This window comes from Streptomyces sp. NPDC031265 (assembly GCF_055570295.1).
The window spans coordinates 69,243-85,017 of record NZ_JBVIHM010000019.1; the positions used below are offsets into that span (position 1 = coordinate 69,243).

Consider the following 15,775-nt stretch of genomic DNA (forward strand, 5'->3'; position numbering starts at 1 on the left):
GCGAACTGCCACGTGCTTACCGGAAGTTCGGGATCACCTGCTCGGCGAAGAGCCGGGCGGTGCGGGCCGTCTCCTCGTAGGGCGGGTTGCCGGAGATCATCTGGAGGCTGATGGTGACGTCGCCGTACCACTCGCGGATGGTGCGCAGCCGCTCGGTGACCTCGTCGGGGGTGCCGACCAGCGTCTTGTTCTCGGCCACCGACTTGTCGAAGTCGGACTTCTTGATCTTGTCCACGATGGCCTCGTACCCGGCGTAGCCCTCGCTGCGGCGGGTGCCCCACGCGGCGACGGCGTCGACCATCACGGCGTTGGTGCGCTGCGAGTACTCACGGCCCTTGGCCATCGCCTCGGCGGAGTCCTCGCTCAGGTAGCAGCCGTAGCTCAGGTGCACCTCGTCGCCGCCCGGCGCGTGGCCCGCGTCGGCGTACGCCTTGCGGTACAGGGTGAGCATCTCCTGCACCTTCTCGCGCTTGGAGATGGACGGCACGAGCAGCAGCCCGTGGCCGTCGTGGCCGGCCTGCTCGCACGACGAGGGCGTGATGGCCGCGGCCACCAGGATCCTCGGGTGCGGGCGCTGGTAGGGCCGGGGGAGCAGGGTGACCGGGCCGAACTTGTGGAACTCGCTGTCCCAGACCACGTTCTCCTCGGACCACAGCTTCTGGCAGGCGCGCAGGCCGTCCAGGAAGCGGGGCCGGCTCTCGTCCATGGCCAGCTCGAAGGCGTCGAACTCGTCGGGCAGGAAGGCCCGGCCGAAGCCCACCTGGAGGCGGCCGTGCGAGATGTTGTCCAGCATGGCGAGCTTGCCCGCCAGCTTCAGCGGGTGGGTGAAGGCCGGGATCACCGCGCCGGTGACCAGCTTGATCCGGCTGGTCCTGGCGGCCGCGGCGGCCAGGAACGTCACCGGGTCCGGGCTGTAACCGCCGTACTTGAAGAAGTAGTGCTCCACGGTCTTGATGTGGTCGTAGCCGAGCTCCTCGGCGAGCTCCACCAGCCGCAGGGCCTCGTCGAAGTACACGTCGGCGGGCTTCTCTTCCGGACCGACGGTGGGGAAGAAATTGATACCGAATTCCATTGCTACTCCGTGTCGTTGCAGACGTGCCGTTGCGGACGTCTCGTTGTGGACGTGTCGTTGGGCGGTGCGGTCAGAACACGACTCCGGCGCCGCCGTCCACCGGCAGCACGAGGCCGGTGGCGAAGGACGCCTCGGGGCGGGCGAGGTGGACCAGCCACCAGGCGATCTCCTCGGGCTGTCCGACCCGGCCGAGCGGCACCCGGGCGCGCTGTCGCTCGCGCATCCGCTCGACGCCCGCGGGGTCGAGCCCGGCGTGCTCGCCGATGGGCGTCTCCACGGGGCCGGGGGCCACGGCGGCGACCCGGATGCCGCGCGGTGCGAGTTCGAGCGCCCAGGTGCGGGTGAGGAAGTCGAGCGCCGCCTTGGTGGCGCCGTAGACGGAATGGCCGGGCCAGCCGCGCTGGTTGCCGGCGGTGGTGACGTTGAGGACGGTGCCCTTGGCCGCTTCCAGGTGGGGGAGCGCCTCCTGGGTGAGGAAGAGCGGCGCGAGCAGGTTGGTGGCGACCTGGCGGTGGGTGTCGTCCGCCTCGATGGTGCCGAGCGGGGCGGACCGCATGGTCACGGCGTTGTTCACCAGGACGTCGAGGCCGCCGAGTTCGCGGACGGCCGCCTCGACGACCAGCCGCGGTCCGTCCGGCGCCGAGACGTCGGCGGCGAACGGGTGGATGCCGGGGCGCCCGGCCGCGGTCTCGGCGAGCCGGGCGGCCCCGCGCCCCACCACCAGGACCCGGGCGCCCTCGTCGGCGAACGCGTGCGCCACCGCCCGTCCGATGCCGCTACCGGCCCCGGTGACGACGACGCACCGCCCGGCCAGGCCCGTGTCCGCGCCGGTGGCCGGGCCGGTCACAGCTCCGTGCGCTCTCCGTCGGTGCCGACCGGCGACCACCACAGGTTGCCGCGTGTGACACCGTCGGCGAACAGGGCGCTGCGGCCCTCGACGATCTTGCCGTTCTCCCAGCGCAGCATGTGCACGCCCTCGACCTGGAGCCGCTCGTACGGGGAGACGGTGCCCTCCTCGGCGTGCGCGCGGTAGCCGTCGAGCCGGTAGATGTCGACGGAGATGCCCTCCGCCTCGTTGATCAGGATGCTCAGCGTCTCGGCCTGGATGCGGCCGCCGCACGCCTCGCCCAGCTTGCCCATCTTCTGGAGATAGTCGTCCAGGCCGTTGAACCAGCCGGCGAACTGGTGGTTGCCGGGCATCTGGAAGCGCAGGTCCTCGGACCAGTATTCGGTGATCTTGTTCCGGTCGCCGGTCATGAGGGCCGCGTAGGCAGCCTCCACCCGCTCACGTGTCAGATCGGCCATGGTGTTCCTCCTGCTCGGTGCCGGTGTGCGAACCGGCCACGCTGTCATGGGAGTTGACCCGGTACCGGACGAGCCAGCCGTCGTCGTGACGGACCAGCTCGTCCCGCCCGGTGGTGCTCAAGTGGAGCTCGCAGGGCCGGCCTCGCGGGGTCTGTACGAGCACCGCGTCGTAGCGGGTGTGCACGGCGCCGTCCGGGGCGGGACGCACGGTCAGCATCCCGATCAGATACCGCCGCACCCGCCCGTCCGCCCGGCGCTCACCGACCGCCCCGCGGGCCGCCGCCGCGATGGCCGCGCGCCCGGTGCGTACGGGCGGCGCGTTCCCGGCGAAGACCTTGTCCGCCGGGGCCTCCTGCTCGAAGACGGCGTCCTCGGTGAAGGTGAGCGCCCAGCGGTCCACGTCGCCCTCGCCGAGGAGGCGCACCTGGCGGGCGTAGAACCGCTGGATCTCGGCATAGAGGCGGCCGTCCGCGGTTTCCGGGAGCGGGGGCGCCATCGGTTCAGGACCCGTCGTGGGCGATGTCGCGGTGCTTGATCAGCCACCGGCCGGACCGCCGCACCAGCACGTCCTCGCCGGTGGTGCTCAGATACACCGAGGCCTTGCCGCCGTGCGGGGTCTCGAAGACCACCGCGTAGTACTGGGTGCGGACCGCCTCCTCGTCCCCCGTCCCGGCGCTCTCGGGGACCGCGACCACCATGGAGAACCAGTGGCGGCGCTGGACGCCGCGCCCGGCGAGGCGGTCGACACCGCGCCGCATCGAGGTGGCGATGTGCGAACGGCCCTTCCACGGCTCGGGCTTGACGTTCTGCGCGAACACCCCGTCCTCGGTGAAACCCTCCGCCCACTCCTCCGCGGAGCCCGCGTCGAGCAGCTGCATATGGCGGGCGTAGAACTGGAGGATCTGGGCGTACGTGTCCGCCGAGACGGCGGGCACATGGGTGCCGGCGGACGCCATGACCGCGGCGACATCGGGGGTCACCGGGCCGCTCCGGCCTCGCGGGCGACGCCCTCGACCACGACGTCGCTCAGGTGCGGCTCACCCTTGATGACGGTGCCCAGCGCCTTGAGGCGGGCCCGGAACTCGGGCTCGGCCAGCGCCGTGTCGAAGGACTCCTTGCTGTCCCACTCGGCCACGTTGAAGTAGATGCCCGGCTCCTTCTGCGAGCGGATCAGCTGGTAGCGGATCAGACCGGGCTGCACCTCCATGAACTCGGCGACGTGTGCGTAGATCCGCTCCAACTCCTCGGGCTTGCCGATGAGCGTCAGCTTGTTGACGAAGACGACCACGAAGACTCCTCGTTAGGGCGAACGGTGACACCCGGCCACCGGCGCGGGCCGGAAGGCTCCGGATCGCGGGGTGGTGGCCCCGGGGGCGCTCTCCACACTCCGCTCCGCCGCTGATGCCTGGTTGGTGACTCGGTGGTGGACGGCGGCGCCGTAAACGCCACGACCGGGCCCCCAGCCCGTCGGCATCGCGCCCCGATCCGGTCACCGTCCCGGCTGCCGATGCTGAAGGCACCGTCTTGTCCACCGAACCCGGGAGTGTCCGTGTCCGAGGCATCCGTGCCCGTTCTCATCGCCGGCGGCGGTCTGTCAGGCCTGTCCACCGCGCTCTTCCTCGGCCTGCACGGCGTCCGGCCGCTGCTGGTCGAGAAACACCCCGGCACCTCCGTCGTGATGAAGGCGCGCGGGCAGTACCCGCACACGATGGAGGCGCTGCGCATCGGCGGCGTGGCCGACCGGATCACCGCCGCCTCGCCGGGCGGCACCGGTGACTTCTACATGGCGCTCGCCGAGACGCTCTCCGGCCCGGTGCTGCGCGGCATCATGACGCAGGGCGAGATGAGCATGGGCCATGTCTCGCCCGAGGACTGGGCCATGGCCAGCCAGGAACACACCGAGGTCATCCTCGCCGAGCGCGCCCGCGAGCTCGGCGCCGAGCTCGCCTTCGGCACCGAGCTGGTCTCCTTCACCCAGGACGCCGACGGGGTCACCGCGCTCCTGCGCGACGTGGCCACCGGCGCCGAACGCACCGTGCGCGCGGGCCACATGGTGGCGGCGGACGGCCGCAAGAGCCCGGCTCGCCGGGCCCTTGGCGTCGGCATCCACGGACGCGGGCGCCTGGGCGAGGTCTTCCGGGTCTTCTTCGACGCGGACATGAGCGGCCCCCTGGAGGGGCTGGCGGGCGGGGTGACCGAGGGCCGCAGGTTCGCCTTGTTCCACCTCCTGCAGCCGGTGCCGGGCGTCTTCTACACCACGGACATCCCGGGCCGCTACGGCTACATCCACGGCATGACCAAGGACCAGCCCGACTTCCGCGGCTACACCGAGGAGCAGTGCGCCGCCCTCGTACGGACCGGTCTGGGGATGCCGGACCTGGAGCTGACGGTGGCCGGCTCGGGCCGCACCGAGATCGTGTGCGAGGTCGCGGACCGGTTCTCGGTGGGGCGGGTCCACCTGGTGGGCGACGCGGCGAAGGTGGTGCCGGCGCCCGGCGGGCTCGGCGGCAACACGGCCGTCATGGACGGCTTCTACCTCGCCTGGAAGCTGGCCATGACCGTGCGGGGGCAGGCCGGTCCCGGGCTGCTCGCCAGCCACGACGCGGAGCGCAGGCCGGTCTCCGACATGATCGCGGAGCAGCAGTTCGCCAACACGGTGGAGCGCCTGGGCCCCGACCTCGACGACGGTACGGCCGCCGCGCCCATCGACCCGGTCGCGCAGGTCTTCGGCTACCGCTGCGCCCAGGGCGCCGTCGTCCTGGAGCCGGGCGACGAGGGCGAGCTCCTCGAAGACCCGACGGCCCCCACCGGACGCCCCGGCTCGCGGGCGCCCTACGTACAACTCGGCGACGGCGGCTCCACCACCGGCCTGTTCGGCCGGTCCTTCGTCCTGCTCGCCGGGGCCGACGCCACAGGGTGGGAGAAGGCGGCGAAGAGCGCGGCCGAGCGGCTCGGCATCGAGATCGCCGTGCACCGGGCGAGCGGCTGGGAGAAGAGCTACGGCGTGACGCCCACGGGCGCCTCGCTGGTGCGCCCCGACCGCTTCATCGCCTGGCGTGCCGCGGACGACTCGGGGGCGGCGGGCCTGGAGGACGCCCTGCGCACGGTCCTGGACCGCCCCGCAAACTGACCACCGCACCTTCCCAACCAGCTGAATCGGAGACACCCATGACCATTTTGGTGACCGGGGCGACCGGCAACGTCGGCGGCAAGGTGCTGGCGCGCCTGCACGCGGCGGGCCATTCCGTACGGGCCCTGACGCGCGATCCCGCCCGCGCCCAACTGCCCTCCGGGATCGAGGTGGTGGGCGCCGACCTGGGGCTGCCCGACACGCTGCCGGACGTGCTCGACGGCGTACGCAAGGTCTTCCTCATGTCGCTCGGGCACAACAAGCGCACCCACGACGCGAATCTGGTGGCCGTGGCGCGGAAGACGGGCGTCGAGCACATCGTACAGTTGTCCACGCTCGGCGTCGCGGAGGTCGAGGAGGAGAACGACACCCCGCTGGGCCTGTGGCACCGCCAGGCCGAGAAGGCGCTCACGGAGTCGGGCCTGGCCTGGACGATCCTGCGGCCCAACGGTTTTATGACGCACGCCCTCGGCTGGGCGGACGCGGCGCGCGGGGACGGTGTGGTGCGCAGCCCCGTCGCCGATCTGCCCGAGGCGCTGGTGGACCCGCAGGACATCGCCGACGTCGCGGTGCGCGCGCTGACCGAGCCGGGCCACGAGGGCCGCACCTACGCGCTGACCGGCCCCGAGGCACTGACGGCCCGTCAGCAGGTGGCGGTGCTCGGGTCGGTGCTCGGCCGGAAGCTGCGCTTCGAGCAGATCTCGATCGAGGAGCACCGCGCGGTCATGGCGGGGCTGTACGGGGAGGCGACCGCCGACGGCGTGGTGGCGGCGCTGCGGAAGGCCCTCGAATCCGGCGACGACTTCCGTGGGCGGCTGTTCCCGGATGTGCAGGGCGTGCTGGGCCGCCGGGCCCGCAGCTTCCGGGACTGGGCCGAGGCGCACACGGCCGACTTCGCCTGAGCCCCGGTCCCGGTCACCGGTTGAATTCGACTGACCGGCAGACCCGTTACGGCGCGGTGCCCGGCGTCCATCGGATGGACGCCGGGCACCGTCGTGCTCGCCGGATGGGGGCAGGCCGCGCCGGGTGTCAGGCGGCGGCCTGGGAGAAGGCCCGGGTGCGCTTCTGGTAGCGCGGACGCCATACGGCCCGGTAGAGGAAGCGCACCGGCGGCGGCACCACGCCGAGCGCGGTGCGCTGCGTCTCCTCGGAGGCGCCGTCAAGCACCCAGGGGAAGTACAGGGCGCCGCCCTTGACCCCCAGCATCCGCCGCTGCTCGGCGCCGAACGTGTCGTACTCCGGGGCGCTGAGCACCGACTGGACGACGGGCAGCGCCGCCTGCTCCTCGTGGTCGAGGTGGTGGGCCAGCTTGTCGGCCACCGTGGCGATCAGGCCGGGCAGCCGCTCCGCCTGCTGCTGGGCCAGTACGTCCTCGACGGCGTCCAGCAACGGGTCGAGGACCTCGTGCTCGGCATCCATCTCGTCGAGCATCCCCAACCGCTCCGGGTCGTCGGCGAGCTTGGCGCGCATCAGCGGCCACAGCACCTTGTCCTCGGCGGTGTGGTGGATCGTCAGGAAGGTCTGGAAGGTCTCCCAACCGGTCCGGAAGGCCGAGCCGGGCGCGGTGCCGTTGTCCCGGGCGGCCGCGGCCAGCAGGCCCAGGTCGCGCCGGAAGGCGTCGTGGGTCGCGTACATCAGCGTCAGGTCGGGCTGGTCGCGGCCCTCGGTGGCGTTCATGGCAGGGGGTCCTCTCACAAGCGGGGTCGGGTGTCGCTGCTGCGGTCGTTGCGGCGGCGGGGGAAGATGCCGGGCCGGCGCTCAACGGTGCACGTTGTTCCGAACCTATGGAACAGCTTGCCCCACACCTCGCTGTGGGGCAAGCTGTTCCATAAGCTTTGTCGGGGCGGACGGTTCGGCAGCGGGCCGTGCGGCGGCCGGTGCGGCGGGGCGCGTGCTGGTGAGCCGCACCGCCGACGGGTGTGACCTGCGTATACGTCACGGAGAGGAGGCGCGGCCACCAGGGCCGCACGACTTACACTCGTGCCACGACGACGACAGGACGGAGCCGGATGTCCGCGCCCACCGAGCCGAGCCGCACCTCCGACGCGCCGGGCCGCGGGCCCGATCCGCGCGCCGAGCGCAGCCGGGCCGCCGCCCTGGCCGCCGCCCGCGACCTGCTCATCGAGCAGGGCTGGTCGGCCGTCACCCATGTCGCCGTCGCCGCCCGCAGCGGCGTGGGCCGCACCACCCTCTACCGTCACTGGCCCGAGGCCTCGGGCCTGGTCCGGGACGTCATCGCCGAGCGGATCTCCACCGCGCACACACCGCCGACGGGCGTCCTGCGCGACGACCTGATCCGTGAACTCGACGGGCTGCGGCGCCTGCTGCACGACCCGGTGAGCGACCGGGGGCTGCGCGCGGTCATCGAACGCGCCGGGGTCGACCCGGTCTTCGCCCAGCTCAAGGAGGTGCTCTACCGCGAGGGCTCCCGCGTCTTCCGTACCGTGCTCGACGCCGCGAAGGCCCGCGGCGAACTGGCCGCGGACCTCGACCCGGACCTCGCCGTCGACCAGCTGGCGGGCCCGCTGATGTACCGCCGTCTGCTCGCCGGGCGCTCGGTCACCGCCGAGTACGTCGAGCGCGTCGTCGACGACTTCCTCGCGGCGCACGCCCCCGCCTGAACCGGGACCCGCCCCGGCACACGCTTCTGGGAGCCCGTACCGGGGCGGGCGCGGGGAGCCTCGTGGAGCTGGGTCAGCTCACGCCCTGCCCGGCCACCGCGTGGCCCCGCAGCGACGCGCTGACCTTGGACAGGCGAAGGGCGAGCTGGATCTCCAGGGCCGGGCCCGGCTGCTGCCACTCGGGGCCGAGGAGCTGCGAGACGCGCTCCAGACGCCGGGCCACCGTGTTGGTGTGCACCCGCAGCGCCTCCGCCGCGTACGTGGGACTGGCGCCCGCCGCGAAGTACGCCTCCAGGGTGGCGGCGAGATTGGTCGAGCGCCGCTCGTCGTAGGTGAGGATCGGGCCGAGCGTCTGCTCGATGAACGCGCCGATGTCCCGGCTGCCGCCCAGCAGCATGCCGACGAAGCCGAGTTCGTCGGCCATCGCCGGAGTGTCCGCGCCCTCCTTGCCGAGGATCGTCAGGACGTCCAGACAGGCGGCGGCCTCCCGGTACGCGGCGAGGAGCTCCTCCGGGCCGCCGCCGGCCGAGGCCGCACCCACCGCGACCGGCCGGCCGAGCGTCTTGGCCAGGCGCTGCTTCACATCGCGGGCCGCCTCACGCGCGTCGGAGTGCGGCAGCAGGATCACGAGATGGCCGTTGTGGACCGTTCTGGCGCCCCCGCGGAGCCAGACGAAGGTCGACGTCCAGGTCGAGAGCGCGTGTCCGTCGCCGACCGGCAGCCGGGTGACGATCACGGCGTGCCGACGGCTCAGATCGAGCCCGAGCCCCTTGAGGCGGCGCTGACAACGGCGGCTGAAGGGGACGCCGTTGAGCAGCCGGTCCAGCGCCTCGTCGCGGAACTTGCGGTCGGCGGACTCGGCGCCGCGGTTGAGCGTGACCAGGATCGCCGCCGCCTGGACCGCGTACCGGACCAGGTCCATGTCGGGCGTGCGGTCCGCCGGGCAGCGCAGGACGAAGGCGCCCCGGTCCTCCTCGCCGGTGCGGACGGGCACCACCACGGTGCCGTCGTCCAGGTGGACCACGCGCTGCTCGGCGCGCGCGGTGAAGGTGGCGGCGGCCAGCTCCTCCTCGTCGTCCCACTGGCAGCTGGTGCGGGCCATGGTGTCGTCGTTCTCGTCGCGCAGCCAGACCGAGCCGTCGAGCGTCTGGCCCGCGGTGACGGTGAACGCCTTCACGTCGACTCCGCCGAGGGCGAGTTCGACGAGCCGTTGACCGCTCTGCGCCGTCTGCCGCTGCGCCCGCTCCCTGGCGCGCAGCCGGTCGACCTCGGCGCTGAGACCGGCGACCCGGTCGCGGGCGAGCTCCAGGGCCTGGACCGATTTCACGGCGGCGACGGCGTAGTTGGCGACGGTGGACATCGTCGCCACCTCGTCCGCGGTGTACGAGCGGGCGACCCGGTCGCCGCCGAAGAGCACGCCGACCACCTTGCCCGCGCTGCGCAGCGGCACCGCGAGCAGCGCCGTCAGCCCCTCTTCGAGGACGACGGCCTCGATGTGCTCGGAGCGCGGGATCGTGTCGTCCCGGTGGCAGTCGGAGGTCCACACGGGCGACTGCCCCACCGCGTTGATGGCGTTGAGGCCCTGCCAGACGGGGACGCGGGCGACCCCGCCGAGTACGGAGATCGCGCCGTCGGCGGCGCGGATGCACGAGCCGTCCTCGCCGTCGAGAAGCAGTACCCAGGCCATGTCCACGTGCAGAAGGAGCCGGGTGCGGCGTACGAGGGTCGTGAGCAGCGAGTCGAGGTCCTCCTGCTCCGCCAGGGCCCGGGTCGTGTCCATCAGCAGCGCGAGCTCGTTCTTGCGCCGCTCCAGGTCGGCCATCTGCTGCTCGACCCCGAGGGCGAGCTGCTCGGCCCGTTCGAGGTCGTCCACGACGTGGGGCGGAGCGCCTCCCCGCCTTGCCTGCAGGGCCGGTTGGCTGAAGGCTCCTCGGGAGGACCGCATGGCCAGCAGTTCCAGATAGGTGACGGCACCGCTCAGGGTGGCCGTGTCTTCGGACATCTCACTCCGTACTGTGCGCAGGGGGACGCTCCGCCGACGGGTTGCGCCGACGCGGTTGAGCGACCGGGGGTGATGGGGGGTGTCTTGTCTCCGCCGGTCCGTTACGCGGCGGAAGGGCGCCCGGCGGCCGGGGGTGGGCCATGGCCGGCGGATCGCCCGGCAGCGCGGCAGTCACCGCTGACCTGCTCTTGAGTTCTCCGGCTGCATTCTTCGTCACCACGACAGGACCCCCCCGCGGCCATTAGGACTTCATCACGATGGCGCGATCAAGTAATTTCCCGTGTTTTGGCCAGAACTATGCGCCGCTGCGGGCATCGGCACCGATGGGGCTCCCAACGGGGTTCCGAAACTTGACATGCAGGTAATGCTTGCGTGATGGAGGAGTGAGCGATGAGCTGGACAAGGTCTTCAAGGCCCTCGCCGACACCGCCCGTCGGCGTCTGCCGGACCGGCTGTTCCAGGACAACGGGCAGACCCTCGGTGAGCCGTGCGAAGGCCTGGCGATGTCCCGCCAGGCGACCACCCAGCCCTGGGGCCACAGCAACGTCTCGGACTGGCGGCCTCGCTCCGCCTGGGAGCGCCGCCGCACCGACGGCTCCGGCGTCGCCGACGTCGTCGGCACCTCGTGGAGTCCGTCCCGCCCGAGCGCCTGGTGTTCACCTGGACCGGTCCCGATGAGGACCGCCCGACGGCCCCGCCACGGTCACGTTCGAACTCAAGCCGCTGGGTGGTACGGCCCGGCTCAGCGCCACCCACGAGAACCTGCGCGACGAGAAGGAGCGCCGCGATGCCGCGGGCGGCCGGTCGGCGGTGCTCGCCAACCTCAAGACCTCTGTGGAGTCGGGCAAGCCGCTGTCCCTGCCGATGTGGACCCACCCGGGCAGTGAGGACCGACGCACGCCGCCAATCCATTCGCGCCCCGAGCGACACCTCCGTAGCCTTCGGGTATGCAGATCGCGATCCACGAACTGACCGCGGCCGACCGTGAACTCATCGACTTCGCCCGCGCCGTCGTCGACGCGAACACCGACGGCCAGGACGGCGTCCACACCATGGGCGCCGCCGTCCGCGCGGCCGACGGCACGATGTACGGCGGCATCAACCTCTACCACTTCACCGGCGGCCCCTGCGCGGAACTCGTCGCCCTCGGCCACGCGCGCGCCTCCGGCGCCCGGGAACTCTCCACGATCGTCGCCGTCGGCAACATGGGCCGCGGCGTGCTCGGCCCGTGCGGCAGGGACCGGCAGGTGCTCTTCGACTACCACCCGGGCATCCGCGTGCTCCTCCCCACGACCGGGGGCGCCGTCGCCGCCGTACGGATCGAGGACCTGGTGCCGTTCGCGTACGCATGGAGCCCTGACAAAGACTCGAAGGCGTCCGAGGGGGAGCAGCCCGGCACGCCGTAACCGCCCTGCGGGAATGGTCGCGCTGGCGGCGTGCCGTTGACGCCTCCGCCAGCTCACCGTGCGCTCTCAGCCTCCCCCGCGTCGTGAAGGCCGGGGCCGGCGCGTTCGCCGCCACACCGCCCAGATCCGGGACGAGCGAGGCCAACTGGCCCTCGGAGGAGGCCGGTATGTTCACCAGCGTCTCGCTCGTAGCCCGAGTCCCCCGCACCCGTATCCCGGCGAGGGCGATTGCGGGTCCGCTGTCGTATCCGCCCGGAGGCCCATCGCGTAGGGCATCAGGCATGTGCCGCTGCGGCGTGATCACGAGATGGGCTTCCGGGGCGGGACACGCGCCAGAACGGCCGACGCGCCGACGACCGGGCGAGAGGGTGCTGACCCCCTCACCGAGAGCCTCTCCTTGACCTTGCCACTGGCGGCAGGGTTGAACGATGAGCGGCATGAACACCACGACCACCAACACCACCACCGCAACGCGGACCACATCGCGGACCACCAGGATCGTCGTCGTCACCGGGGCCGGTACCGGCATTGGCCGGGCCACCGCGCGTGCCTTCGCGGACGAGGGTGCCCATGTGCTGGCCATCGGGCGGCGGGCCGAACCGCTTCACGAGGCCGCCGCCGACCGGGGGCGGATCACGCCGCTGGTCGCCGACATCACCGCCGAGGGCGAGCCCGCGCGGATCGTCGAGACCGCGCTGGAACTGCACGGGCGCCTGGATGTGCTGGTCAACAACGCGGGCATCGTACGCAGCGGTGCGCTCGCCACCCTCGCTCCGGAGCTGATCACACCGCAGATCGCCACCAACCTGATCGCGCCCACGCTGCTGGCCAGGGCCGCGCTGCCGTCCCTGGAAGCGTCCGGCGGGGTGATCGTCAACGTCAGCACCTCGGTCGGACAGCGGGCCTGGCCCGGGAACTCGCTCTACGCGGCGACCAAGGCCGCACTGGAAGCGCTGACCCGCAGCTGGGCCGTCGAGTTGGCGCCCCGAGGCATTCGGGTGGCGGCCGTCGCCCCCGGAGCGATCGACACACCTATCGGCGAACACCAGGGACTGGCGCCCGAGCGGCTGGCCGCGCTGCGCGAGTGGCAGTCGGCGCACACTCCGCTGGGCCGGATCGGCCGACCGGAGGACGTCGCCTGGGCCATCACCCACCTCGCCGCACCGGCCGCGTCGTTCATCACCGGGGTGATCCTCCCCGTCGACGGAGGTGCGGTGGTGGCGTGATAGGAGTGGCCCGGGAGGTGGAACGGGTGCGGATCGGCGAGTTGGCGAAGGCGACCGGGACGACGGCGCGTGCGTTGCGGCACTACGAGGAGGCGGGACTGATCGCCTCGGAGCGGGCCACCAATGGCTACCGCGTCTTCGACGACCGTACGGTGGTACGGGTCCGCAACATCCGCCACCTGCTGGCCGCGGGGCTCACCCTGGACGACGTACAGGTGTTCCTGCCCTGCCTGGACGGCGACGTGACCGCGGCGCCGCCCTCGGACCGGGGCCTGCGGATCGCCTTGGAGCGGCTGGCGGTCCTCAACGAACGCATCGCCGCCCAGACGGAGGCCCGGGACCGGTTGCAAACCGCGCTCCAGGAGAGGACCGGCGGCCGGATCCGCCCGGTTGCCTAGGCTCCCATCGGGGTCATATGGGCTTGTTCGCTCTGCACCGAAGGGCTCGGCTCCTTGGTGGGATTCCTCCTGCAACCACCTCCAGGCCCATCGGCAGTGGGCCGACGCGTTCCAGAAGACGCACAACCGGGCCACGGTCTGCGTTGCCATGGTGTCGCCCACCAGCGGCAAGGACGGGGACTGTCGGTGCGGCCCGGCCGGCCAGAAGGACGTCTCCGCCTGGGAGCGGGTACACGACGCCACCCGGACGACCGGCGCGCCCAGGCCAACATATGGAAGCCGGACCGCAACTGCTGCAACGACGCGTGGGGCACCGACGACTGGTACGGCGGACAGGACTGGGCCGCACCCGCACCGGCGGCGGGTCTGAGCCGGGCGAGCGACGGTCCGTTGTCGTTCATGGTCCCCACGTGCCGGACTGGTGACCGCTCAGAATGCGGGTCATCGTGCGGTGCGGTCCCGGGAGGCTGTGAGACAAGGGTGGACCCCGGCGATCAGCGGATGTGCGCGACCGTGTCGCTGTGCGCGGGTTTTACCTGTCCCTGATGGCATGCCCTGGTCAAATCTGCCAGGCTTTCCGGCAGCCGTCGCCCCGGACCGCCCCGGGGAGGCGCGCGACCGAAATCTCACCGCAGCCATCGCGCGAGCGATGCACGCAGTCCGCGGCCGCCCTCCGGCGCACCCAAGCCGTCGGGCGGCCACCGAGCAGGCCGGAATCCCGGCCGCGTCAAAGGAGTTACGTGTGAGACCGACCCCCCACAAGGCCCTCGCCGCGGGCGCACTCGCCGTCGCCGCGCTGGCCGGTTTCTCGCTGTCCGGGACCGCGGCGGCAGCCGCACCGCAGGCGGCACCGGAGGCACCCAAGGCCGCCGCGTGCACCCCGGCCCAGGTGGTCGCCAACGGCGGCTTCGAGAGCGGGACTTCGCCCTGGAGCCAGTCGCAGACCAGCGTGATCACCAGTCGCACCGGTCAGAGCGCCCACGGCGGCACCACCTTCGCCTGGCTGAACGGCGTCGGCAGCACCCACACCGACACCCTCTCCCAGAGCGTCACGATCCCCTCCGGGTGCAGCACCGCCACGCTCACCTTCTGGCTGCACATCGACACCACCGAGACCACGTCGGCCACCGCGTACGACAAGCTCACGGCGAAGATCGGCAGTACGACCCTGGCGACGTACTCGAACCTGAACAAGAACACCGGATACATACAGAAGTCGTTCGACGTCTCGGCCTTCGCGGGCCAGACCGTGAACGTCGCCTTCACCGGCACCGAGGACTCCAGCCTCCAGACGAGCTTCGTCATCGACGACGTCGCCCTCAACACGTCCGGCGACACGACCCCGCCGGGTGACTCCACCCGTACGCCGGCCTCGCCCTCGTACACCGTCAACCTCAGCAGCAACACCAGCGGCACCGTCTGGACCGGTCACGAGAGCGCGACCTTCACCAACGCCTCCGCCACCGCGCTCAGCGAGGTGTATCTGAGGCTGTGGGACAACTACCACGGCACCTGCTCCGCGATGCCGATCACGGTCACCAACGTCACCGGTGGCACCGCGGGTTCCCTGTCGGTCGGCTGCACCGCCCTCCAGGTCGCCCTGCCGACCCCGCTCGCGCAGGGCCAGAGCGCCACGATCGGCTTCGACCTGGGCATCACCGTCCCCAGCGGCGCCGACCGGTTCGGCCACGACGGGGCCTTCAACAACATCGGCAACGCCCTGCCCGTCCTCGCGGTCAAGGACGGCTCCGGCTGGCACCTGGACCCGTACACCAACAACGGCGAGTCGTTCTACTCCCTGGCCGCCGACTTCAAGGTGACCCTCGACCATCCGACCTCCCTGCTGGTGCCCGCCACCGGCACCTCCGTCGACACCCCCGGCTCCAGCGGCCGTACCGTCACCACGGCCACCGCCTCCAAGGTCCGTGACTTCGCCTGGGCAGCGGGCCCCTTCGCCAAGATCTCCGGCACCTCGGCGGCCGGGACGGCGATCAACATCTACTCCGTCTCGGGCATCAGCTCCTCCGACGCCCAGTCGATGCTGAGCACCGCCAAGTCCGCCGTGGACACCCACGCGGCGCGCTTTGGCGCCTACCCGTACGGCGAGCTGGACGCGGTGATCGACAACAACTACTGGTTCGGCGGAATGGAGTACCCCGGCTTCGTCCTCGACCTGGTCAGCACCACCGCGCTCACCCACGAGATCGGCCACCAGTGGTTCTACGGGATCGTCGGCGACGACGAGTACAACAGCCCCTGGCTGGACGAGTCGTTCACCGACTACGCCACCGACCTGGCGCTGAACAAGACGGGCAGCGGCTGCTGGAACAGCGTCTCCTGGGCGTCGTCGGCCGAGAAGATCACCAACTCGATGGCCTACTGGGACGCCCACTCCTCGCGCTACTCCACCGTCGTCTACGGCTACGGCAAGTGCGCCCTGCACGACCTGCGGCGCGTCCTCGGTGACACCGCCATGGCCAAGCTCCTGAAGGACTACGCCACTTCGCACTGGTACGGCGTCTCGACGACGGCCGAGTTCAAGGCCGCCGCCCAGGCCGCCACGACCACGGACCTGACGTCGTTCTGGACCCAGCACCGCATCGACGGCTGACGCC

15 protein-coding genes are annotated in these 15,775 nt (G+C 71.8%); 7 read left to right on the top strand and 8 right to left on the bottom strand.

From position 1 onward, the window contains the following. Window positions 1-16 precede the first annotated feature (16 nt). From ACZ499_RS26085 to ACZ499_RS26110, 6 genes are all read right to left on the bottom strand, one after another. Window positions 17-1,072, bottom strand: coding sequence for an LLM class flavin-dependent oxidoreductase (locus ACZ499_RS26085; RefSeq protein ID WP_385540745.1), 1,056 nt, complete (start codon window positions 1,070-1,072; stop codon window positions 17-19). Between the two features lie 70 nt (window positions 1,073-1,142). Further along, window positions 1,143-1,919, bottom strand: a complete 777-nt coding sequence (locus tag ACZ499_RS26090; protein ID WP_385540746.1) for an SDR family NAD(P)-dependent oxidoreductase — start codon at window positions 1,917-1,919, stop codon at window positions 1,143-1,145. After that, window positions 1,916-2,377: a nuclear transport factor 2 family protein gene (locus ACZ499_RS26095; RefSeq protein WP_385540748.1), complete on the bottom strand. Its 462-nt coding sequence runs from the start codon at window positions 2,375-2,377 to the stop codon at window positions 1,916-1,918. Before ACZ499_RS26095 ends, ACZ499_RS26090 begins: the two co-directional genes overlap by 4 nt. Next, window positions 2,358-2,873 (bottom strand): nuclear transport factor 2 family protein, encoded by a 516-nt coding sequence (locus ACZ499_RS26100; protein WP_468678406.1) that lies wholly within the window; start codon window positions 2,871-2,873, stop codon window positions 2,358-2,360. Before ACZ499_RS26100 ends, ACZ499_RS26095 begins: the two co-directional genes overlap by 20 nt. A 4-nt stretch (window positions 2,874-2,877) precedes the next feature. Next, window positions 2,878-3,357 carry a nuclear transport factor 2 family protein gene (locus ACZ499_RS26105; RefSeq protein WP_385540752.1) on the bottom strand — a complete coding sequence of 160 codons (480 nt, stop codon included), beginning with the start codon at window positions 3,355-3,357 and terminating at the stop codon, window positions 2,878-2,880. After that, window positions 3,354-3,665 (bottom strand): antibiotic biosynthesis monooxygenase family protein, encoded by a 312-nt coding sequence (locus tag ACZ499_RS26110; protein ID WP_283145080.1) that lies wholly within the window; start codon window positions 3,663-3,665, stop codon window positions 3,354-3,356. The genes ACZ499_RS26105 and ACZ499_RS26110 overlap by 4 nt, the downstream gene beginning before the upstream one ends. A 261-nt stretch (window positions 3,666-3,926) precedes the next feature. Between ACZ499_RS26110 and ACZ499_RS26115 the strand changes: the two genes are divergently transcribed. Beyond that, a complete protein-coding gene (locus ACZ499_RS26115) occupies window positions 3,927-5,507 on the top strand; it encodes an FAD-dependent monooxygenase (protein WP_468678408.1) in 1,581 nt (526 codons plus the stop codon). Between the two features lie 38 nt (window positions 5,508-5,545). Beyond that, window positions 5,546-6,409: an NAD(P)H-binding protein gene (locus ACZ499_RS26120; protein ID WP_468678409.1), complete on the top strand. Its 864-nt coding sequence runs from the start codon at window positions 5,546-5,548 to the stop codon at window positions 6,407-6,409. A gap of 127 nt (window positions 6,410-6,536) precedes the next feature. On the opposite strand, the gene ACZ499_RS26125 is transcribed toward ACZ499_RS26120, so the two are convergent. Continuing rightward, the gene (locus ACZ499_RS26125; protein WP_468678411.1) at window positions 6,537-7,184 is read right to left on the bottom strand and encodes a hemerythrin domain-containing protein; all 648 of its coding nucleotides are present in this window, start codon (window positions 7,182-7,184) and stop codon (window positions 6,537-6,539) included. 332 nt (window positions 7,185-7,516) lie between these two features. On the opposite strand from ACZ499_RS26125, the gene ACZ499_RS26130 reads away from it, so the two are divergent. Next, complete coding sequence (locus ACZ499_RS26130; protein WP_468678413.1) at window positions 7,517-8,128, top strand: TetR/AcrR family transcriptional regulator; 612 nt, start codon at window positions 7,517-7,519, stop codon at window positions 8,126-8,128. A gap of 73 nt (window positions 8,129-8,201) precedes the next feature. On the opposite strand, the gene ACZ499_RS26135 is transcribed toward ACZ499_RS26130, so the two are convergent. Next, window positions 8,202-10,130: a helix-turn-helix domain-containing protein gene (locus tag ACZ499_RS26135; protein ID WP_468678415.1), complete on the bottom strand. Its 1,929-nt coding sequence runs from the start codon at window positions 10,128-10,130 to the stop codon at window positions 8,202-8,204. Between the two features lie 947 nt (window positions 10,131-11,077). Here ACZ499_RS26135 and ACZ499_RS26140 point away from each other — a divergent pair. The 4 genes from ACZ499_RS26140 (at window position 11,078) to ACZ499_RS26155 (ending at window position 15,771) form a co-directional block, all read left to right on the top strand. Then, window positions 11,078-11,536 carry a cytidine deaminase family protein gene (locus ACZ499_RS26140; RefSeq protein WP_468404065.1) on the top strand — a complete coding sequence of 153 codons (459 nt, stop codon included), beginning with the start codon at window positions 11,078-11,080 and terminating at the stop codon, window positions 11,534-11,536. Window positions 11,537-11,973: 437 nt separating this feature from the next. Then, a complete protein-coding gene (locus ACZ499_RS26145; protein WP_468678417.1) occupies window positions 11,974-12,762 on the top strand; it encodes an SDR family NAD(P)-dependent oxidoreductase in 789 nt (262 codons plus the stop codon). Between the two features lie 26 nt (window positions 12,763-12,788). Beyond that, on the top strand, window positions 12,789-13,160 hold the full coding sequence (locus ACZ499_RS26150; protein WP_468678559.1) for a MerR family transcriptional regulator: 372 nt from the start codon (window positions 12,789-12,791) through the stop codon (window positions 13,158-13,160). 742 nt (window positions 13,161-13,902) lie between these two features. Next, window positions 13,903-15,771, top strand: coding sequence for a M1 family metallopeptidase (locus ACZ499_RS26155; protein ID WP_468678419.1), 1,869 nt, complete (start codon window positions 13,903-13,905; stop codon window positions 15,769-15,771). Window positions 15,772-15,775: the final 4 nt, after the last annotated feature.